The sequence below is a fragment of the Ruegeria sp. AH7 genome (assembly GCF_056541325.1).
On the sequence record NZ_JBQFYF010000009.1, the window covers coordinates 79,059 to 100,167 of the forward strand.

Annotated in this window: 22 protein-coding genes; 10 read left to right on the forward strand and 12 right to left on the reverse strand. The window is 56.5% G+C overall.

What is annotated here, in order from left to right; translation table 11 throughout:
• Nucleotides 1-25 precede the first annotated feature (25 nt).
• Complete coding sequence (locus ACR0JX_RS18400) at nt 26-1,144, reverse strand: hypothetical protein (RefSeq protein WP_480545217.1); 1,119 nt, start codon at nt 1,142-1,144, stop codon at nt 26-28.
• 278 nt (nt 1,145-1,422) lie between these two features.
• A complete protein-coding gene (locus ACR0JX_RS18405; RefSeq protein WP_480545218.1) occupies nt 1,423-2,502 on the reverse strand; it encodes a hypothetical protein in 1,080 nt (359 codons plus the stop codon).
• Nucleotides 2,503-2,749: 247 nt separating this feature from the next.
• Here ACR0JX_RS18405 and ACR0JX_RS18410 point away from each other — a divergent pair, with 247 nt between their 5' ends.
• Nucleotides 2,750-4,225: an NAD-dependent succinate-semialdehyde dehydrogenase gene (locus ACR0JX_RS18410; RefSeq protein WP_480545219.1), complete on the forward strand. Its 1,476-nt coding sequence runs from the start codon at nt 2,750-2,752 to the stop codon at nt 4,223-4,225.
• 128 nt (nt 4,226-4,353) lie between these two features.
• Nucleotides 4,354-6,537 (forward strand): esterase-like activity of phytase family protein, encoded by a 2,184-nt coding sequence (locus ACR0JX_RS18415; protein ID WP_480545220.1) that lies wholly within the window; start codon nt 4,354-4,356, stop codon nt 6,535-6,537.
• A gap of 557 nt (nt 6,538-7,094) precedes the next feature.
• On the opposite strand, the gene ACR0JX_RS18420 is transcribed toward ACR0JX_RS18415, so the two are convergent.
• Entirely contained in the window at nt 7,095-7,751 is a 657-nt protein-coding gene (locus tag ACR0JX_RS18420) for a hypothetical protein (RefSeq protein ID WP_480545221.1), read from the reverse strand.
• A 260-nt stretch (nt 7,752-8,011) separates the two neighbouring features.
• Between ACR0JX_RS18420 and ACR0JX_RS18425 the strand changes: the two genes are divergently transcribed.
• A complete protein-coding gene (locus ACR0JX_RS18425) occupies nt 8,012-8,749 on the forward strand; it encodes an AraC family transcriptional regulator ligand-binding domain-containing protein (protein WP_480545222.1) in 738 nt (245 codons plus the stop codon).
• Nucleotides 8,750-9,046, forward strand: coding sequence for a helix-turn-helix domain-containing protein (locus tag ACR0JX_RS18430; RefSeq protein WP_480545223.1), 297 nt, complete (start codon nt 8,750-8,752; stop codon nt 9,044-9,046). It begins immediately after the preceding gene.
• Between the two features lie 627 nt (nt 9,047-9,673).
• Here the strand turns inward: ACR0JX_RS18430 and ACR0JX_RS18435 are convergent.
• The 6 genes from ACR0JX_RS18435 to ACR0JX_RS18460 form a co-directional block, all read right to left on the reverse strand.
• Nucleotides 9,674-10,141 carry an Hsp20 family protein gene (locus tag ACR0JX_RS18435; RefSeq protein WP_480545224.1) on the reverse strand — a complete coding sequence of 156 codons (468 nt, stop codon included), beginning with the start codon at nt 10,139-10,141 and terminating at the stop codon, nt 9,674-9,676.
• A 124-nt stretch (nt 10,142-10,265) separates the two neighbouring features.
• Nucleotides 10,266-11,081 carry a trypsin-like serine peptidase gene (locus ACR0JX_RS18440; protein WP_480545225.1) on the reverse strand — a complete coding sequence of 272 codons (816 nt, stop codon included), beginning with the start codon at nt 11,079-11,081 and terminating at the stop codon, nt 10,266-10,268.
• Nucleotides 11,078-11,869: a trypsin-like serine peptidase gene (locus ACR0JX_RS18445; RefSeq protein WP_480545226.1), complete on the reverse strand. Its 792-nt coding sequence runs from the start codon at nt 11,867-11,869 to the stop codon at nt 11,078-11,080. The genes ACR0JX_RS18440 and ACR0JX_RS18445 overlap by 4 nt, the downstream gene beginning before the upstream one ends.
• Nucleotides 11,870-11,978: 109 nt before the next feature.
• Nucleotides 11,979-13,298 carry a glycolate oxidase subunit GlcF gene (glcF, locus tag ACR0JX_RS18450; protein ID WP_480545227.1) on the reverse strand — a complete coding sequence of 440 codons (1,320 nt, stop codon included), beginning with the start codon at nt 13,296-13,298 and terminating at the stop codon, nt 11,979-11,981.
• 4 nt (nt 13,299-13,302) lie between these two features.
• A complete protein-coding gene (locus ACR0JX_RS18455; RefSeq protein WP_480545228.1) occupies nt 13,303-14,403 on the reverse strand; it encodes an FAD-binding protein in 1,101 nt (366 codons plus the stop codon).
• A 64-nt stretch (nt 14,404-14,467) separates the two neighbouring features.
• Nucleotides 14,468-15,916: an FAD-linked oxidase C-terminal domain-containing protein gene (locus ACR0JX_RS18460; RefSeq protein ID WP_480545229.1), complete on the reverse strand. Its 1,449-nt coding sequence runs from the start codon at nt 15,914-15,916 to the stop codon at nt 14,468-14,470.
• Between the two features lie 82 nt (nt 15,917-15,998).
• Here ACR0JX_RS18460 and ACR0JX_RS18465 point away from each other — a divergent pair, with 82 nt between their 5' ends.
• Nucleotides 15,999-16,697: a DUF599 domain-containing protein gene (locus ACR0JX_RS18465; protein WP_480545230.1), complete on the forward strand. Its 699-nt coding sequence runs from the start codon at nt 15,999-16,001 to the stop codon at nt 16,695-16,697.
• A 35-nt stretch (nt 16,698-16,732) separates the two neighbouring features.
• Nucleotides 16,733-17,080, forward strand: a complete 348-nt coding sequence (locus ACR0JX_RS18470; protein WP_480545231.1) for a hypothetical protein — start codon at nt 16,733-16,735, stop codon at nt 17,078-17,080.
• A gap of 3 nt (nt 17,081-17,083) precedes the next feature.
• On the opposite strand, the gene ACR0JX_RS18475 is transcribed toward ACR0JX_RS18470, so the two are convergent.
• From ACR0JX_RS18475 to rsfS, 3 genes are read right to left on the reverse strand one after another with little or no spacing between them, the layout of a single operon-like run.
• A complete protein-coding gene (locus ACR0JX_RS18475; protein WP_480545232.1) occupies nt 17,084-17,569 on the reverse strand; it encodes a flavodoxin family protein in 486 nt (161 codons plus the stop codon).
• 12 nt (nt 17,570-17,581) lie between these two features.
• Entirely contained in the window at nt 17,582-18,052 is a 471-nt protein-coding gene (rlmH, locus tag ACR0JX_RS18480) for a 23S rRNA (pseudouridine(1915)-N(3))-methyltransferase RlmH (RefSeq protein ID WP_480545233.1), read from the reverse strand.
• A 44-nt stretch (nt 18,053-18,096) separates the two neighbouring features.
• Nucleotides 18,097-18,459 carry a ribosome silencing factor gene (rsfS, locus tag ACR0JX_RS18485; protein ID WP_480545259.1) on the reverse strand — a complete coding sequence of 121 codons (363 nt, stop codon included), beginning with the start codon at nt 18,457-18,459 and terminating at the stop codon, nt 18,097-18,099.
• 296 nt (nt 18,460-18,755) lie between these two features.
• On the opposite strand from rsfS, the gene ACR0JX_RS18490 reads away from it, so the two are divergent.
• Genes ACR0JX_RS18490 through leuC form a run of 4 tightly spaced genes read left to right on the forward strand, consistent with a single transcriptional unit; the run spans nt 18,756 to nt 21,072 of the window.
• On the forward strand, nt 18,756-19,262 hold the full coding sequence (locus ACR0JX_RS18490; protein ID WP_480545234.1) for a DUF2975 domain-containing protein: 507 nt from the start codon (nt 18,756-18,758) through the stop codon (nt 19,260-19,262).
• Nucleotides 19,262-19,504 carry a helix-turn-helix domain-containing protein gene (locus ACR0JX_RS18495; RefSeq protein ID WP_170537245.1) on the forward strand — a complete coding sequence of 81 codons (243 nt, stop codon included), beginning with the start codon at nt 19,262-19,264 and terminating at the stop codon, nt 19,502-19,504. The genes ACR0JX_RS18490 and ACR0JX_RS18495 overlap by 1 nt, the downstream gene beginning before the upstream one ends.
• 24 nt (nt 19,505-19,528) lie before the next feature.
• Nucleotides 19,529-19,624 (forward strand): isopropylmalate isomerase, encoded by a 96-nt coding sequence (locus ACR0JX_RS18500; RefSeq protein WP_353012752.1) that lies wholly within the window; start codon nt 19,529-19,531, stop codon nt 19,622-19,624.
• Nucleotides 19,625-19,668: 44 nt separating this feature from the next.
• On the forward strand, nt 19,669-21,072 hold the full coding sequence (leuC, locus tag ACR0JX_RS18505; RefSeq protein WP_480545235.1) for a 3-isopropylmalate dehydratase large subunit: 1,404 nt from the start codon (nt 19,669-19,671) through the stop codon (nt 21,070-21,072).
• Nucleotides 21,073-21,109: the final 37 nt, after the last annotated feature.

The window sequence follows — 21,109 nt, forward strand, 5'->3', positions numbered from 1 at the left end:
AATACCTCCGCCGGAGGCAAAAATTCTAATAGCGCAACACCTGCCCGGCCTTGCTGACCACGAATTTGCGCACATCGGCAAAGCCCCGCGGGTTGCGCTCGGCCAGAACCTGAAACGGACGTTGAGGCAGAATGATCGAGCGCTGCATGCGCGTCGCTCCGGTCTCAGCCCCTTGCCCGCCAAACGGGTCCAGTGCAAACACTTCACGCTCGACGGTCGAGAACCACCCGGCGCGTTCCTCGATCACCTCTTCGCTTTCCAGCTCCTCAGTCGTCCAGGCCAGCGCCCAGTCCTGCCCCTGTGGCGACTGCGCGTCCTCTAGCACCTGCCGCAAGGGGCCAGATTGCTCGGTAAAAGCCGAGGAATACATCGGACCCACATGGATGCGGCGCAGGTTTTTGGGATGCAGGTCGTTAAAATCCTGATCGAAGCCCTTGGCGATGGTCACCAGTTTCAGCCCGCCTAACGATTGCGCCATCAGATGCGCCTGCACCTCGGGCCATCGACGCTGATCCTTGGGCAGGGCTGTCTTACCGCTATCCTCCAACTGCATCAGGTAGATGACCGGCAGATTGATCTGGCTGTCATAAACCGCCCAATGGATCATGAACTTGCGCCGTTCACCCTCATTCCCGATCCAGTGGCATTCAGGATCATTGCGCGCCCAAAACAGCTGACCTTTCAGCAATTCCTCATAATAGAGCCTTTGGGACAGCGCGAATTGCAGCTTGGTGGGGATTTCGCGGTCGCCAATGATCGTGCGGACCATGTCGGTTTTCAGATCATCGGTTGAGGGCATATTCGCCAGATGCACCTGCGCCTGCTGCGCGTCATTGGCCATGGTCAACAATTCAGCCGCCACCGGAAATCCACTGTCGCGCTTGTCCATGGCGAGGCTGCCAAAGAACCGCCCCGTATCGCGCCCGACCAGCAGGTACTTCATGCTGAGCGCGCGGAAGGTGTAGAGCAGCCCCGAGAGGTAGCGCGACACGACCCGTACCTCTTGCTTGCTGATCGCGCCCTCGGCCTCCATCGTCGCGGCGACGCGAAGAAGGTGGACGGTGATCACCTCGAATTTGCGGAAATATCGGCGCGAGGCGAATGTGTCGGTCAGACCGACATGGTCTTGGGTGGGGTTAGTCATTTCGCTTTATTAGACATGTTGTGCAACCATGGTCGGTATTTTTGGTCGATCTCGATCCCCTTTCTATGGAACCAAATGAACAACCAAAAACCATAGGCGATGAAAACCAAGCTGGCCGAGACTATGACGACTTTGGTAGTCAACGCGTCCGAACCAAAAGCTCTTATTGCGATAGCGCATGATCCCACACAAAACACCACTCCGATGGCGCTAAGTCCCAAGAACGAAGCCAAGAGTTTAACAATCGAGCCAATCCTTCCCGGACGAGCCATCAGGGTTTATCCCCCATACAAATTCTTATCATGCTTCTCGACAATCGAGGCAAACCGGCGGGCAAAGCGCTCATCCGCCTTGGCCTTTTTCTCCAGCACGTCGCGGGCAAAGACCATGTGATCCTCGTGTGCCTCAAGCATGTCGGCCATTTTCTGGTTGGTCGCGGTGCCGATGGCGGCCATGGCGGTTTGCGCCTCTTGATCGGTTTGCACGCCGATCTCGTTGATGCGGTGGGCCACGTCCTGCTGCTGCGCGGTTTTCAGCGATTTGGTCAGGGCGTCATACAGCACCACGCGCTGTTGCGTGTCTGTCTGCAGCTTGTTGATCAGCACCATCTGCGTCGCCGCCTGATTTTGCAGCGAGTCGACCCAGGTTTTGCCCTTTTCGATGTACCGCTCAAGCGTCTGCGACTTGGCCAGCTTGACCTGCTCTTCCTGAACCTTGGCGTTGTACTGCTTGTTCAGCTCGGCCAGTTCAGTTTCCAGCTGGGTCCGCGCGGCCGCGTCTTGTTCGACAGAGATTTTGTTTTCCAAGGTGATGATCGTCGGGTCCATGCCCTGAATCTCAGCCCGCAGCGCCTCAAGTTCCGCAACAGTCGCCTCGCGGTCGTCCAGCGTGACGGTCAGGTTGTCCTCGACCTTGACGCGCTGGTCTTCCAAGACGGACAGTTGCCCCTCCAGCAGTTTGACGATCACGTCGGATTTGGCGATCAGGTCCTGCAGCTTGTCATCGATATTGGCCGTGCGCATCCGCTCTTGCCGCATCGACTCGGATTTACCCTTCGAGAAGACACCGACAAACGACTCCCACCCGGTTTTCGAACGCATCTCGTCGAAATCCTTTGAGAACGCGCTGGTGACATCATCCAGACCCATGATCAGCTCGGCGATATTGGCGTTCATCACCTCGGTATGGGCATGCACGTCTTCAAGCGTGGCGTTTTCGATATCGATATCCGCCTCGGCCGTGCCGATCTTGGCGCGGGCGGCCTCAATCCGAGAGGTCAGGTTCTGGATCTGCGACTGACTTTCGCGCACTTTGCTTTGCGTTTCTTCAATCAGCGCTTCAAATTGCTGGTTCGACATCTCTGCTGTCCCTTTTTTATCTAATTACCCAATAAGATAGGGAATGTTACGAGTATTTACATCCCTTTGGGTCCAAATTTCCACCAGACTTTGGCAAACTCGCACCGAAAAAGATAGGTCCGAGGCCGCCGGGCAGCGACAGTAATTTGATCAAATCTGGATTGATCCGATGGCTATAGTGGACATAGACAATCCTAACCTCACCTGATTGAGTGCGCGCAACACTAGACCTGCCGGAGGCTGACCCATGCTGGACGCAACAACCGATCTGAAATCCATTCTGAAAAACCCTGACCTGTTGGTGACCAAGGCCTATATCGGCGGGCAATGGATCGATGGGGACGATGGCACCTTTGCCGTCACCAACCCTGCGCGCGGCGATGTGGTCGCTGAGGTTGCAGATGTTAGCCGCGCTCAGGTTGCCGGGGCGATTGCGCAGGCGGAGGCCGCGCAAAAGGAATGGGCCAAGCTGACCGGCAAGGAACGCGCCGTGATCCTGCGACGCTGGTTCGATCTGATGATGGCAAACGCCGAGGATCTGGGCAAGATCTTGACCGCCGAACAGGGCAAGCCGCTGGCTGAGGCCGTCGGTGAGATCGCATATGGCGCGACTTTCATCGAGTTTTTCGGCGAAGAAGCCAAGCGGGTCTATGGTGAGACCATTCCAGGCCATCAGCGCGACAAGCGGATCATGGTGCTGAAACAGCCCATTGGTGTGGCTGCGTCGATCACGCCTTGGAACTTCCCGAATGCAATGATCACCCGCAAGGCAGGCCCAGCTTTGGCTGCAGGTTGCGCATTTGTCGCGCGTCCGGCGGCGGAAACGCCCCTATCGGCGTTGGTTCTGGCATTGCTGGCCGAACAGGCCGGCATACCGGCAGGCGTGTTCAATGTCGTGCCATCCTCCAGCGCCAGCGAGGTCGGTAAGGAGTTCTGCGAAAACCCCGGCGTGCGCAAGCTGACCTTTACCGGCTCGACCGAAGTGGGGCGCATCCTGCTAAGGCAAGCGGCAGATCAGGTGATGAAATGCTCGATGGAACTGGGCGGTAATGCGCCGTTCATCGTGTTCGACGATGCCGATCTGGATGCCGCTGTCGAAGGCGCGATGATGTGCAAATTCCGTAACAATGGCCAGACCTGCGTTTGCGCCAACCGCATCTATGTGCAGGCCGGTGTTTACGACGAATTCGCAGCCAAGCTGAAAGCGGCTACCGAGGCGCTGAAAGTTGGCGACGGTCTGACCGAAGGCACCACAACCGGCCCGCTGATTAACGCCGAAGCCGTCGCCAAGGTCGAAGAGCATATCAAGGATGTCACCGACAAGGGCGGCGCAGTTTTGACCGGCGGTTTGCCCCATGATCTGGGTGGCACGTTCTTCCAGCCGACCATTGTGACCGGCGTGACTCAGGACATGATGGTGGCGCAGGACGAAACCTTTGGCCCACTGGCCCCGCTGTTCAAGTTCGAGGATGAAGATGACGTCATCGCAATGGCCAATGACACGATCTTTGGTCTGGCCTCGTATTTCTATGCCAAGGATCTGAGCCGCGTCTACAAAGTCGCAGAGGCTTTGGAATATGGCATCGTGGGCGTGAACACCGGCATCATCTCGACCGAGCTGGGGCCGTTCGGCGGCGTCAAACAATCCGGCTTGGGCCGCGAAGGCAGCCATCACGGCATGGAAGACTATCTGGAAATGAAATACGTCTGCCTGTCGGTCTGATCCGAGCTGGTTCTAGTGCGCCGCGCCGGGGCCGCATGGTTTGTCACAAAACTGCAAACAAACCGTCACATCCCTGCAATGACCTAAGGTCATCCCCTTTTCATCCAAGTGAGAGGGGATACCTACCGATGTCATTGCGCTTTGTCTGCCTGACATCTGCCCTTGCCCTGACCGCCGGTCAGGCCATGGCAGAAATGAACTTCAACCGAATTGCATCTTTCCCGGTCGTCAAGAATATGGCCGAAGGCGCGGATACCACCCGCGAAACCTCGCCCGAGATCATTGCGGCCACCAAAGATGGGATGACGCTGGTTTATACTGACAGCCCGCTAGGCGTGATCGGTATGGTCGATATCACCGACCCGGCAAAGCCCGCACCGCTGGGCGCGATGGAGGTGGGTGGCGAGCCGACCTCGGTTGGGATTGTTGGCACAACGGCCTTCGTGGGCGTGAACACATCGGAAAGCTACACTGCGCCGTCGGGAAAGCTGATCTCGGTCGATATCTCGGGCAAGGTGGAAACCGGCGCCTGTGATCTGGGCGGTCAACCCGACAGTGTCGCCATTTCGCCTGATGCCAGCTTTGTCGCCGTGGCAATCGAGAATGAGCGTGACGAAGACTTGAACGACGGTGTTATCCCGCAGCTGCCCGCCGGTTCACTGGCACTGGTGCCGCTGAAAGACGGCGCGTTGGACTGTTCGGGCATGAAAATGGCCTCACTGACCGGTCTGGCCGAGGTTGCTCCGACCGATCCCGAACCGGAATTCGTTGACATCAACGGCCTTGGTGAAACCGTTGTCACGCTGCAGGAAAACAACCACATCGCGGTTGTCGATAAAGATGGGAACCTAGTCAGCCATTTCTCGGCAGGCAGCGTGGATCTGGAAGGCATCGACGCCACCGACGAACGCGGCGCGCTGATCTTCACCGAAAGCCAGCCCGGTCGCCTGCGCGAACCCGACGCAGTGAAATGGATCGACGATAATCATTTCGCCACCGCCAACGAAGGCGACTACGAGGGCGGTTCGCGCGGCTGGACGATCTTCCACAAGGACGGCACCGTTGTTTATGAGAACGGCACCGATTTCGAGAAAGCCATCATCCAGATCGGCCACTACCCCGACAAACGCTCGGATAGCAAAGGTGTTGAGCCAGAAAGCGTGACAGCAGCGACCTTCGGCGGTACGCCGATGATCTTTGTGGGCGCTGAGCGCGCTTCGGTCGTGGGGGTTTATGACGCTACCGATCCGGCCAACCCGGTTCTGAAACAGTTGCTGCCCTCAGGCGTTGGGCCGGAAGGTTATGTGGCAATCCCCGATCGCAATCTGCTGGTGTCGGCCAATGAAAAAGACCTGATCGAAGATGGGGGCCCGCGCGCGCATGTCTCGATCTTTGAATACCAAGACGCCCCCGCCAACTATCCGCATTTGACCTCCGCCGGTGCAGATGAGCTGATTGGTTGGGGAGCTCTGTCCGGTCTGGTGGCGGATGAAGACGGCATGATCTATGCGGTCAACGACAGCTTCTACGGCTTCCAGCCGTCGATCTTCAAGATCGACCCCAGCCAGACCCCGGCGCGCATTGTCGATGTGATCCGCATCCACCGTCAGGATGGCAACCCGGCGCAGAAACTGGACCTGGAAGGCATCACTCTGGATGGCAAGGGCGGTTTCTATGTCGCCTCCGAAGGGCGCACCGACCGCGTCATCCCGCATGCGATCTACCATGTCTCGGCAGACGGGCTGATCAAAGACCGCAAGGGTGAAATCGGTCTGCCGCCGGAACTGATGGCCGTCGAAAAGCGCTTTGGCTTTGAGGGCATCACAAAGGTGGGCGACACCCTGTGGATGGCGGTTCAGCGCGAATGGAAAGACGACCCGGAGAACCACGTGAAGCTGGTTGCCTTTAATCTGGACACCAAGAAATGGGGTGCTGTGCACTATCCAAAGGCAGATCCAGAAACAGGCTGGGTTGGTCTGTCCGAAATCGTGGCCTTCGGTGACCACGTCTATGTCATCGAACGCGACAACCAGCATGACCACCGCGCCGTGACCAAAAAGGTCTATCGCATCCCGCTGTCGGAAATGACCCCAGCCCCGCTGAGCGGTGAACTGCCTGTTGTCAGCAAGCAAGAGGTTCGCGACCTGCTGCCCGACCTGACATCAACCGGGGGCTATGTTCTCGATAAAATCGAAGGTCTGGCTATCCTGCCCTCGGGCGAAGTGTTCGTGATGACCGACAATGACGGCGTCGACGATGCCTCGGGCGAGACGATGTTCTGGTCGATCGGGTCGGTTTCGGCTGGGAATTGACTTGCTTTCAAAACATTGAATGACCCCGCACCAAACTGTGCGGGGTCAGTTTATTCATGGCGTCGGCTTAGTGCGTAGAACAGCTGATGAACGAAACGATACTGGGGTGCCGATAGCGTAGCCTACTAAGTGGCAAGACTTACCCAGCTCGTGTTTCGCTGATTTGACTCGACGCACGCGTCGATAAATCGAAGACCATGTATTCCGTCGTCTATTCCGGGTAACGAAACGTCGAGTTTTCCTCCCCGGATAAGCTTTGCTGCATCGCCATAAATGTTTGCAAAACCTTCCAAATATCCTTCCGGATGCCCGGGCGGTGTCCGGGTCTCGTTCGCCGAACGCTGGGCAACGCCAGTGCGGCTTGATCCTGGTCGTGCGCGGCGATTTATCGCTTTTTGGGTCTCTCTCTCAAATAACCTTAGATAGCTGGGTCAACCAATGACCCAGCCACCTTGGATTTGGACATCTAATTGCGTTGGACTGCGTTGTTTAGGCGCCTTGGAGGTTCGAAAGAGATAGAGCGCTTTGTCGCTATGACCTATCCCAGTTCGAGCAGCTTAAAACGTTGCTGCATCGGCAGTATTACGACCGATTGGGGGTTTGGTGGGATTATCTTGCCATTGCTTGAATTTAAGTACGCCCCCTACGGCTTTTCCAAACGCATCAATGTACTGACCTCCAGACATGTCTTGAACCTTTTGTTCAGCGTTCTGTTCGATGGATCCATCCACAGTCCCAACACGCGCGTTGGCATCAATAGGTCCGGTATCATTAGCCGTGTGAGCAGATTGAAAATGTGCTTCACCACCCAGGTAATAGTCACCGCTGGCCTTCTGTGACACAGACGATTTCTCAACCTTGTCGAAAACTGGACCTTCCGAACTCTGCGTGGCCTCAGGCTGAGAAAGATCAGTGTTCGGAGCGACACCTTTGCCGGGAACAGCCTGGAACTCCTGCCGGGTGCCCATATCTTGCGTCGCATCTAACGGAGAGAGATTGGCAATGAGGTTCACGACTTTCCCAACGACAGTTGTAGTCGTATCCGCGCCTTGGCCTGCCGTGTCCCGGGCCGCTTCCGACTGGCTGATCTGAGCGCCATGATGAACATGACCACCAGAGTGATGACCCGGTCTCGCCATGGCAGATCCTGCGGTCAGAGCGATTACCAATGCTGGCGCGACAATGAGTTTCTTAATTGCGTTGAAGTGTTCCATTTTTTCCTCCTTACCTTGCGGTTACATCTCCAACCTAAGAACAAGACAGCTTTTGTTATTGTGAGGGGAGCTCAGTTTTTTGGTAATTTCCGTCAAATTGCCAAGCTGTTGTTCAACTGCGTGACGCGGTGCTTCAATTTTCTGTCTCTGACAGCAAGTAAACGATTGCCTGGCATGGCCTTTGCGCATCGCTTATTATTGTATTCAATAGAAAAAGGCCCGGCTTGGTCCTGTTCCTGGGTTTCAGACGGCATACCAACATGAAAGAAAACAACATGACGCCTGATAGTCAGACTTGGAGTGTTCCCGGTTTTGGCGTGCATCACATAGCCAAACTGCTAGACAATCGTGGTTCAGATATCGCTGCGCTTCTGAGATCGGCCAATCTTCCCGTAGATGCGCATGAAACTCCTCCGAATTCTGTTGATGTGCGGAATGAGCTGCGTCTGTTGGAACTTGCCATCGAAGAATGCAGCGACCCCATGTTTGCAATCTCTGCGGGGATGACGTTCAACCCGCGAAAAACAACACTTCTCAGCTATGTCGTTCTGAATTCCCCAACCGTTGGTGAGGCAATCGAGAAGGCGGCAAACTACGCCCGTTTGGCGCGGAGCTTCGCCAAACTGTCATTCTATGAAGAAGAGCTTGGCATGTTCTTGCAGATAGATTCCGAAGCACAGCTTATGCATGCAGATGGGGCGCACAATGAATTTCGAATTTCCGCCCTGCTAACCAGTCTTCAGATTGCCGCCGAGACACCGCTACCAGTGCTCGAGTTACGTTTTCCGCACGAATTGACCGCAGAAAAGAAAACTCAGATCTCCGACGCACTCTCTGTCAATGTCAAACATAATCAAAGGGTTCCAGGTATACTATTTGATAAGGCAGTCATAGACATTCCGATCAAGGACACAGATCCTGCGTTGCTTTTGCATCTTGAAACACATGTACAAAGCCTGATGAAGGATTTGCCGCCAGCCATCGGAGAAACAAGCTAGTTGGTTCAGGGTGAAATTACGTCGCGACTGTCATTTAGCGCGCCAACACAAGATGAAATCGCCAAGACGCTTGGGATGAGTGTCAGCACACTTGGGCGCAAACTTGCCAAAGAAGACACGACCTACAAGCAGCTTCTCAAGGATATTCGCAAAAGACTGGCCGAACAGTATCTTGATGATCCCAAGCTGAGTATTTCTGAAATTGCATTTGCGCTCGGCTACTCTGATCAGGCTGCGTTTACCAATGCCTATAAGGCTTGGACTGGCCAATCTCCGGGCAGCGTTCGAGCGGGCTAGAGTGCCTGTCAAGGTCCAGCCGGGCGCCCGCTGTTAACGCTTCGGCACATCTATGACCAGGCATCAGTGCACGAGTCGCAATCATCCGCGTGCGAATACTCTGAGTTCACAAAAAAGCCAGAGCCATCCAATTCACTGGTTTGGTGGCCATTGCCGCTCAATGGGCTCGCCACAGATATTCCCGCACTTACAAAAAAGCGCGAACACGGTGGCGGATGTAATCATTACCTTTTTCATCTCTTAGCTCCTTTCGGTAAAGCGAATTTGATACGCTCTGCATGCATTCAATATGGCGATCCTCTGTGCAGAGTTATTGCGCTGACACGTCAAGGTTTTGTGAGAAAACATCATGCTGCCTGGTATTTTTGACCAGCGCATCTGATCGCAGCTGGGTTGCTTTCAGCGTTGCGGTCATCGGAGCAAGCGCAGCAACGAAGCCGCCAGCTGGAGTTTTTCGACGTCGGCACATAGAACCCCCCGGCATCCTTCGATCCGCAATCACAGAGGACAACAACAACCGCTTTGCGAAAATCTCGATCCGGAAAAACAACGCCCCGCGTCTGGAGGAACGCGGGGCGTGTGTTGCGACAGTCTGGGAGGAGGCGACTGTCGCAGAACTTTCAGGTGTTAGTTGACCGCCTTGGCGTCAACCACGTCTTTTTCGATTGCCTTGGACGATGAAATCTCGATCCGGCGCGGTTTCAGCGCCTCGGGCACTTCGCGTTTCAGATCGATGTTCAGCATGCCGTTTTCATGGCTCGCGCCGGTGACGCGGACATGGTCGGCCAACGCAAAGCGACGCTCAAACGCGCGGGTGGCGATGCCGCGGTGCAGGTAGCTGCGCTCTTTGTCCTCGGCGGCTTTCTTCCCTGCCACGACAAGTGAATTTTCCTTCACTTCGACAGACAGATCATCCTCGGAAAACCCAGCTACAGCAACGGAAATCCGGTAGGTGTCGGCATCGGTTTTTTCGATGTTGTATGGGGGGTAGCTGGGCTGTGCGACGTCATTGGTCAGAACGCGGTCCATCATGTCTGCGATCTGGTCAAACCCAATAGTGGCGCGGTGCAGCGGTGCAAAATCAAAAGTACGCATGTGTCGTATCCTCATCCTTGAGCGATTTACGAATTCAGCCCTCCAATTGGACGGGCGATTAGAGATACCGAACCCCATCTGTGGCGATCCGGTACAATTCACATGGGTAGCAATTTGACTGAGTTCAACCCCCGCCCGAGCTGATGAATTTCGCGCCCGAGCTGGATTTGTCAGACCCCACCTGCAAACGACGGATCGAGGCTTTGGGTTTGGGCGCATTGCTGCGCATGATCGCCTTTAACTCAGAGACGACATTTTTTAGTTCCATCCCAAACCCTATCTTCTCGCCACCGCGCACGCTGACTGCCGATACGACCGACAGAATCTGCCAACGCGCGCCGTTCTTTGCCAGGATCGCCGAACCGGACGAACCAAAAGTGATATCGCAGTTGAAGGTGATTAGCCCCAGACGCCGTTGCAGAATGCTGCAGGACCGTTCGCGTGTGATCGCCTCGGCCCGTCCGCGGCCATAGGATGCAATGCTGATTTCCCCATTTGGAACACGCCCGTCATGCAGGGCAAATGGGTCAGCAACCGAATAGGGGATCGGTTCTTCCAGCCGCATCAGCGCAACATCATCCCGAATATTCTCTACGGACAAAGCTGCGCCCGCGTCATAGCCAGGATGTGGTACGATTTGCACCACTTTGCGTTCAGCCAGCGCAGTGCCATTGCTCAGCCCAGCGCGAAACGTGACTTCACCGGGCACATATGGCTTGCCGGTTGCCCTGTCCAAAGCACAATGCGCCGCTGTCAAAACCAGATCCTGCGCGATCAATGTCCCGGTGCAAAACGACTGCGTGCCAACGTCAAGCCGGCCGATCGCCTCCCACCCGTACAGGTCTTCACGATCCGTCAGTTTGCGCTTGTTGGCCTGCGCCTCGGCTGTTGTTGTCAAAAGGGCGAGACCGAAAAGAGCCGTAAGTATCGTTTTGATCATGGCTTGATAAACCTCGCTCCGACATTTTTGCCGCCACTGCCGCTCAAAGCGGATGAATCGATACCACGTCCGGCCTCAAGTTCAGCCTGTAACAATTCGAACGCCTTCTCGACAGTCGTACCGATTGCCACACTTTCCCCATTCATGCTGGCCTTTGCAGAGATAACCGAGACAACCTGCGGTTCTGGTTCAGAAAACAGAAACACCGGCGCCCCCGATGATCCGAAATTCACATCGCAGGACATCACCACAACATCCGATTGCCGGTTCACGACCGAGCACACCTGTTGCAGCGAAGGAGCCTCGGCCCGGTTTTGCGCATATGAGACCACACCTACCTTTTGGCCCCGCTTTGGCGCAGCACCGATCTCAAAAGGAGATACTGATATGTTTCTGATAGGCTGCCACAGCTCAACCAAGGCAACATCACAACCGAAGCTATTTTGGGATATCTTTGCTTGGAAACTATAATCGGGATGAATCGCCACGCGGCGCACATCGCGATAGGCCAGCGCTCTACCTAAGCGCCAGCCAGCGAGAAATTCCATATCCGCCGGATCGATAAGTTGGCCCGTGGATTTGTTGTACATGCAATGTGCGGCAGTCAGCACGAGATCTGGTGCAACCAGAGTGCCGGTGCAAAACCCAACACCTTTGATGTCCAGACGCCCGACAGCCATCCAATCCCGCCCGGAATCCGATGTATCAAGGCTTTTCAGCCCGCTATCCTGCGCGGTGGCCGCTATAGGCAGCACACAGAGCGCGATTGCTTTTATCCAGTTTCGCACGCGGTACTCCGCCCGATTCCCCCGGCCAACTGTCGTACGGGGCGGGTACGGCGAAAATAGGGCGGTCAGGGAATTTGCCGGTCGTGATGCGGCGGTGCATCACGCCGGTTCAGCGCAAGACTGGCACATCGGACGCCATATACCCAGTGCTCAACGCCCGTGGTTTCGGCCCGCCTGTGACCCAATCCAACAATTCGACGGTGTGCACAATCGGCACCTCGGTAGCCGAGCCAATCTGCATCATACACCCGATATTCCCTGCAGCGATGATATCAGGTTTTTTGGCTTCCAATGTTCTGACCTTGCGGTCTTTCAGCTTGGCAGAGATTTCGGGCTGCATCAGGTTATACGTCCCGGCACTGCCGCAGCACAGATGGCTGTCCGATGGTTCGACCACCTTGAAACCCGCGCGTTTCAACAGGTCCTTGGGGTAGGTCTTGATCTTTTGCCCATGCTGCAAAGAACACGCCGCGTGATACGCAACCGTCAGGCCTTGATCACCCTGTTCGGGCATATCCAGCTGCATCAGCAACTCGCTGATATCCATAGTCATGCCTGAGACTCGCGCTGCATCCTCTGCCAGATCCTCATTGCGGAACATATGCCCGTAATCTTTGACGGTCGTGCCGCAGCCGGAGGTGTTGATCACAATCGCATCCAGGCCATCCCCATTCATCTCCTGCGTCCAGGCGCGGATGTTTGCGGCGGCGGCGGCGTGGCTGTCGCGGCTTTTACCCATGTGGTGGGTCAGAGCGCCACAGCACCCCGCGCCTTCGGCCACGACAACCTCGCATCCCAATCGGGTCAACAGCCGGATTGTGGCATCATTGATATCGGTGTTCAGCGCCTTTTGCGCACAGCCTGTCATCAACGCGACGCGTTTCTTGCGCAGCGCTTTGGGTGCAAAGCTTTGAGGATCATCATTCCGACTGACCGGAGGAATGTACTTGGGTGCCATATCCAACATTGCCCGCAATCGCGCATCCGGCATCAGCCAACGAAATGGCCGCCCCAGCTTGGCCCCGATCAGCGCCCAGCGAAACCGCATCGGATAGGGCAGAATCTGCGCCAGAACCCAGCGCAAGATACGATCAGAGAGGGGGCGTTTGTAGTTGTTTTCGATGTATTCCCGCGCGTGATCGACCAGATGCATATAGTGCACGCCTGACGGACAAGTCGTCATACAGGCCAGACACGACAGGCACCGATCAATATGTTTCACCGTCTTTTCATCCGGCACACGCTCGTTCTCGAGCATATCCTTGATCAGATAAATCCGGCCTCGCGGGCTATCCAGCTCATCCCCCAGAACCTGATAGGTTGGGCACGTTGCTGTGCAAAACCCGCAATGAACACAGTTGCGCAGAATCTCATTCGCGCGCCGGGTTCCCGGGTCTTTCAGCTGGTCTTCGGTGAATGTCGTTTGCATCGGATTACCCCATAAGCCCCTGATTAAAAAGGCCTTTCGGATCGAACTTCCGCCGCAAGTCCCGTGTTAAGCCTGCCAGCGGTTCGGACTCGGGCTGAAACCGACCAAGTGTTTGAATTGTTTCTGGCGCTGCGCGAACAAGCGTGGCGTGGCCATCGAATTCACCCAGTCGCGCGCGAATATCTGTTCCCGCATCCACAAGCGCCCAAACAAGCCCGCCACCCCAATCCAGCAGCAGGTTTTTGGCTTCCAACCGCGCCGCAACTTCTGCCGCATCCGAGGGTTTTATGGAAATGCGCCAAACATCACCTTCTTTGTCGGCAAACCTGCCCACATCCCGGATCGCGCGCCATGTTTCCTCTGGCCCTTCGATCTGGGCAGCCTCGCCATACACGGAAAGCTCACGTTGCAACTGATCGATCCGATACGCGACCGAGTCGGCAAACCCTTCGATCCGCAACAGAGCCTGACCCAATTCGGGATCATAAGCGGCACCGCTCACCTCAAACGGGGATTTCAACGCGGCCGACAGCATCTGAACTGCGGCGGACACCTGCGTGACTGGCATGCCCAATACTGCCACAGCCTCTGGCTTTGGCAGCACTTTCAGAGACACCTCGCTCAGCACTCCCAACGTGCCCCATGACCCGGCCATCAGCTTGACCAAATCATAGCCGGTGACATTCTTCATCACTCGCCCGCCGTTTTTGATGACTTGCCCCCGCCCGTCGACATACCGCACACCCAGCAGAAAATCCCGGCACGCCCCGGCCTGTATCCGCCGCGGGCCCGAGATATTGGCAGCCACAACGCCACCAATCGTCGGCTCGCCCGCACTGCCCAGCAATGCACGATAGTCCGCAGGCTCAAACGCCAGTTGCTGTCCTTCTGCCGCAAGTGCTGCTTCGACCTCTGCCACCGGTGTCCCGGCCTGCGCCACCAAAGTCAGCGCGCCCGGCTCATAGAGCGAAATTCCATTCAACCCCGCCGTACTCAAAACCGGTTCAGGCCCAAACACGCCGCGCGTTCCTCCGCCCTGAATACGCACCGGCTCGTTCAACCCGGCCACGATATCGGCCAGTTCCATCTCTGTCTCAGGTCTCATGTCACTTCTTCTGTTCAAAAATACCTCGGGCGAGGCGCGCAGAGCGCGACGGGGGCAGAGCGTCCTATTCCGCCGCCATCTGCGCCGCTCGGCGAGCTTCGGACACATCCAGCGGAAACACCTTGGCCGGATTCAGCAGCCATTGCGGATCAAACACGTCCTTCACCGCCATCTGCGCCTCAAGGTCTGCAGGCGTATATTGATGCGACATCAGATCCCGCTTTTCGATACCCACCCCATGTTCTCCGGTAAGGCAGCCGCCGACATCGACACACAGCTTCAGGATATCCGCACCAAAGGCCTCGCATTTCTCCAGATCACCGGGTTTGTTGGCGTCAAACAGGATCAGAGGGTGCATGTTCCCGTCGCCCGCGTGGAACACATTTCCGACTGACAGACCGTAGTCCTTGCTCAACTCACCAATGCGCCGCAGCACTTCGGGCAGAGACGACACCGGAATCGTACCATCGAGGCACATGTAATCGTTTAGTTGCCCGATCGCGCCAAAGGCCGACTTCCGACCCAACCAGATCTTGGCGCTTTCTTCGGGTGACTGGCTTTCACGCAACTCGACAGGGTTGTGGCGGTTGGCAATCTCGATGATTTTTGCCAGTTGGTCGTCAATCTCCTTTTGTGAGCCTTCAACCTCGACAATCAGCAAAGCTTCGCAATCGGGATATCCAGCATTGGCAAAGTTCTCGCAGGTCTGAATACACAGGCGGTCCATGAACTCTATCGCCACCGGCAGGATGCCCGATTTTATGATGTCCGAAACGCACTGACCGGCCACCTCATTGTCATCGAACCCCATCAGCACAGGCCGCGCGCCTTCGGGCTTGCGCAGGATACGCAGCGTCGCCTCAGTCACCACGCCCAACTGCCCTTCCGAGCCGCAGATAACCCCCAACAAGTCCAGCCCGCCGGAATCCAGATGCGCGCCGCCGATCTCGACCACGCGTCCATCCATCATCACCATCTTGACACCCAGCAGGTTGTTCGTGGTCACGCCGTATTTCAGACAATGCGCCCCACCCGAATTCATCGCGATGTTCCCCGCAATTGCACAAGCCAACTGCGACGAAGGGTCCGGTGCATAAAAGAAATCTTCTTCCTCAACCGCTCCGGTTACGCTCAGATTGGTGCGGCCGGTCTGAACGCGGATAAAGCGGTTGTCATAATCGGTCTCCAGCACGTCGTTCATGCGCGCCACACCCAGAATCACGCAATCCGCCGTCGGCAGCGCACCACCCGCTAGCGACGTTCCCGCGCCGCGCGGAACCACCGGCACGTCCTCCTCGTGGCAGATACGCAAAACATCCGAAACCTCTTGTGTCGTCGACGGCAGCACCGCCAGCATCGGCGGGCAGCGATACGCAGTCAGCGCGTCACATTCATAGGCGCGTGTTTCTGCCGGGTCGTGGATCACCGCATCATCGGGTAGAACTTGCTGCAGTCGCGCCAAAACGCGGTGCTTTCGCGCAAGCACATCGGGATTTGGCTGGGGCATTTCCATGGCTGATCCTCCAATTTGGTAAAATAATATTACCAATTTCCGCATCTGGCAAGTTTCGATCTTCCGACTTAGTGTCGCAGTCATGTCCTGGATCGCTCAATCCCTTCCTTTTTCCCTGCTCGACTATGCCGCTTTGCTGCTGTTGCTGGGGTCCTGGCTTTGGATCGGTTGGCGGGTTGAAAACGCCTCCGCTCAGAAGCCCTCGGTCAGTCGTATCATGGATGGCTATCGCCGGGATTGGATGAAGGAAATGGTCACCCGACAGCCGCGCATGTTCGATGCGCAAGTGGTTGGCACGATGCGGCAGGGAAGCACGTTTTTTGCCTCGACTACTATGATCGCTATCGGCGGAGGGCTCGCCTTGTTGGGCAATCCTCAACGTTTGGCCGGGCTGGCCGAGGATTTGGCACTGGGTACAGCACCTGCATTGGTGTGGGAGGTCAAGATATTGATCATCCTTCTGTTTCTGGCCAATGCATTCCTGAAATACGTCTGGGCACATCGCCTGTTCGGTTATTGCGCGGTGCTGATGGCCGCAGTCCCGAATGAGCCTGACGACCCCACAGCTTACGCACGCGCCGCACAGGCAGCCGAGATCTGTGTCACCGCGGCGCGCAGTTTCAACCGCGCGCTACGTGCTACCTATTTTGCCCTGGCCGCCGCGGCTTGGATATTGGGACCAATCCCGTTGATTCTGGGCACGATGATCACGATGGCCATGCTCTATCGGCGGGAATTTGCATCGCAATCGCGCACGATTTTGCTCGACACCGGATCGTGATCGTCATGGTGGGCAAGACAAGGTAAGATCACCACATGAGATACCTTATTCTTTGCACCTTGCTGGCCACCCCCGCCTTTGCCGATGCTCCGGTGATCCAAAACGTCACCGCCCAGCGCAGTGGTGAAACCTGGCGATTCGACGTCACAATCCGCCACCCGGACACAGGTTGGGACGACTACGCAGATGGCTGGCGTGTTCTGGACATGGACGGGACCGAATTGGGTATGCGCGTGTTGCACCACCCGCATGTTGATGAACAGCCCTTCACCCGATCCCTTGGCGGAGTTGCCATTCCCGAAGGCATCACGCGGGTCCAGATCCAAGCGCGTGACAATGTCGGCGGTTGGAGCGACAATACCACGGTGATCGACCTGAACTGAGGGTCAGAACACCCCGAGGCTTAGACCCGCTGCCATCGCCGCGCCAATTTCACGGCATTTGTCCAATTGATTTTGGGGGATGACCTTCTCGGCGAGTATCGCGTCGGGCGATTGAGCATGAGTGCAAATGATCAAAGGCGGCTGCACTTCTTTCAACCGCCAGCCGGTGGCGATGCGGGCGGTTTGGCGTGCGGCATTCTCTCCGTCGGACCCGGCGCAGATCATCTGGGCGTAGGGGCGACCTTCGATCCGGCCCAGAACGGGATAGTAACTGCGATCAAAGAACTCTTTCATAAGGCCCGAAATTGCGGCGAGGTTTTCGGGGGCGCAGAAAATGTAGCCGTCGGCGGCCAGCAAGTCTTCGGGCCCAGCCTGATCAGCGGTTTTCAAGACGATACCTGCCTCATCCCCACCCGCCTCAGCTGCCGCCTCAGCCATTTGCCGGGCACCGCCAGTGCGTGAATGATAGACAATCAGAAGCTGCGCCATGTCAGACTCGTTTTAAACCCGGTGATAGGGGCCGCCCGACAAGATGGTTGCGGCCCGATACAGTTGCTCGGCCAGCATCACACGGACCAGCATATGGGGCCAGACCATGGACCCGAATGAGATGGAAAAATCCGCCTCGGACCGTAGCGAGGGGTCTATACCGTCCGCTCCGCCGATGATCAGCGCCAGATCCTGCCGCCCGGCGTCGCGCCAACTCCCCAGCTTTTGGGCAAAATCGGGTGAGGACATCAGCCGCCCGCGCTCATCCAGCGCACAGATCACCGCCCCTTTGGGCAGCGCCTTGCGTAGCAACGCAGCTTCGGCTGCCATCCCTGCGTTTTTCTTGTCTTCAACCTCGATCACCTGCGCAGGGCCAAGGCCCAGGCCACGGCCGGTGCGGTCGAAACGGGTCAGGTAATCGTCAAGCAGGGACTTCTCGGGTCCGGCACGCAATCGCCCGACCGCAACTATGCTGATACGCATATTTCTCTAGCCTCCGGCCTTTCAATACAGGCCAGGATGGCGCCTCAGTTAGCTGAGGCGCTGCCGCCCGCAGGCTGCCACATCTTTTCCAGCTGGTAGAATTCACGCACTTCGGGGCGGAAGATATGAACGATAACGTCGCCCGTATCGATCAACACCCAGTCCCCGGCATCCTTGCCTTCGACTTTCGATGTGAAACCAAACTCCTGCTTGATGCGATCCGTCAGCTTTTCCGCCATGGCCGCGACCTGACGGGTCGACCGACCCGAGGCAATCACCATGTGATCCGCAACCGAGGACTTACCACGCAGATTGATCTGCACGACATCTTCGGCCTTGTCATCGGAAAGTGAGGAAAGGATGCGTTCAAGCAGCTTGTCGCTGATTGACTGAGAGTGGGCCATCACTGCGGCCCCGTCTTCGGCAGGCAAACCCGCCTGGGTATGTAGAGACAGGACATAGTCCTCCTTTGCTATACGCCGCCAAATCCCCGGCGCCGGGATAGTCATAAAGTAACAAACGCCCCGTGACATTTCAATGAAGGCCCGAATGCAATCTTTGTTCAAATCGAATCTGGTGCATCGATGCATAATTTGTTGGCCAAAAAAGCAGGGGCATAGCACCAATAAGAGCCTAAAATTTCATTCTTTCGAATCATTCTTTATTGTTATACAATAAATTATTGCTTGAAAGAGATAAGCTCATGCGACACCGCGTTACACATATGGCGAAATGGCTTAACCGACTAACCAATGGCGCGATCTTCGTGATCCCGGCTTTGGCGATCTACGCAGCCGTCAGCGGTGAAATTCCTTCTTTATCCAAGGCATGGTCCGATGCGTATTTCGTTCGTTTCATCGCGTTGGCGGTGATCGCAGCGATTGGGTTGGCATTGTTGATCCGAATGCTTTGGATCCTGCGCTCAATCCTAAAAGACTGCGCACGCGGCGCTGTTCTCGTGCCTGAGACTGCGGAAAACGTGCAGCGTTTAGGACGGGCGATACTGGCGCTCGCTGTGTTCCAGTCCTTTGACAACACTTTGATCAGCCTTGCTGAAAGCATCGGAAAAGCCAGCGGAGATCGTAGCCTAGTGGTGAGTTTTAGCTCGTCAGACCTTCTCATGCTGCTATGCGCGGGGCTTGTCTATCTGATTGGATGGATCTTTGCCGAAGCCGTATCGATCGATCGCGAGAATCGGGAATTCGTTTGATGCAGATAATCGTGCGGCTTGATGTCATGATGGCCAAACGCAAGATCAAGGGGCGTGACCTTGCATTGGCGATCGGCATCACAGAGCAGAATTTAAGTCTTTTGAAATCCGGCAAAGTCAAAGGTGTGCGGTTCGAAACACTTGCCAAGTTGTGCCAGGTCTTAGACTGCCAACCGGGCGACTTGCTGGAAGCCATGATAGACGACCCGTCCATTTCCCTTGAACCAATCTCAAGCGGATAGTATCTGGTGCCCATGAGACTCAATGTGGCCCAAGAACAAAATCTAGAAGATCGCGCGCGCCTGCGCGAGCGGTTCTATGGGGCTGCCCGCACGGTTCTGGCCCGCCTATCCGCGGCCTAAGCCACCTCGCCAGCTATTTCTCATTACATACGGGGAGAGGACAGATGTCCCCCAAAACACTCTATGACAAGATCTGGGATGCCCATGTCGCGCATGAAGCCGATGATGGCACCTGCCTGCTTTATATCGACCGCCATCTGGTGCACGAAGTCACCAGCCCACAGGCGTTCGAGGGCCTGCGTATGGCGGGACGTCAGGTACGCGCACCGGAAAAGACAATTGCCGTGCCCGACCATAATGTGCCCACCACGCCGGATCGTGTGAACGGAATTGAGAACCCGGAATCGCGCATTCAGGTTGAAGCGCTGGATAAGAACGCCAAGGATTTTGGTATTCACTACTACCCAGTGAATGACGTGCGTCAGGGTATCGTTCACATCGTCGGCCCGGAACAGGGCTGGACCCTGCCCGGCATGACCGTTGTTTGCGGCGACAGCCACACCGCCACCCATGGCGCGTTTGGTGCACTGGCCCACGGCATCGGGACGTCTGAGGTCGAACACGTTCTGGCCACCCAGACTCTGATTCAGAAGAAATCCAAGAACATGAAGGTCGAGATCACCGGCAAATTGCAGCCGGGTGTGACCGCCAAGGATATCACTCTGGCCGTGATCGGTGAGACCGGCACCGCTGGCGGCACCGGCTATGTTATCGAATATTGCGGCGAAGCGATCCGCGATCTGTCGATGGAAGGCCGCATGACCGTCTGCAACATGGCCATCGAAGGCGGCGCCCGCGCTGGCCTGATTGCGCCGGATGAGACCACGTTCGAATATGTCAAAGGCCGCCCGCATGCGCCCAAAGGGGCCCAGTGGGAAGCCGCGATGGACTGGTGGAAAACGCTCTACACCGATGAAGGCGCGCATTTCGACAAGGTCATCACCCTGCGGGGCGAAGACATCGCACCTGTCGTCACATGGGGCACCAGCCCCGAGGACGTTCTGCCGATCACCGCATCGGTCCCTCACCCCGAGGATTTCGAAGGCGGCAAGGTCGACGCGGCCCGCCGGTCTATCGAGTATATGGGTCTGGAAGCCGGTCAGAAACTCAGCGATGTGGAAATCGACACCGTCTTTATCGGGTCCTGCACCAATGGCCGGATCGAAGACCTGCGTGCCGCGGCCGAGATCCTGAAAGGCAAAAAGATCAAAGACGGCATGCGGGCCATGGTCGTGCCGGGGTCGGGCCTTGTTCGCGCTCAGGCCGAAGAAGAAGGTCTGGCCGAGATATTCAAGGACGCTGGTTTCGAATGGCGTTTGGCCGGATGCTCAATGTGTTTGGCGATGAACCCTGACCAGTTGCAACCGGGCGAGCGTTGTGCCGCGACCTCGAACCGCAATTTCGAAGGTCGTCAGGGCCGCGGAGGGCGGACCCACTTGCTGAGCCCGGCCATGGCCGCCGCAGCTGCCATCACAGGACGTCTTACAGACGTCCGAGAGTTGATGTAAGCTGCCCTCATAAATCAACTTTTGAGGGAATTCACAG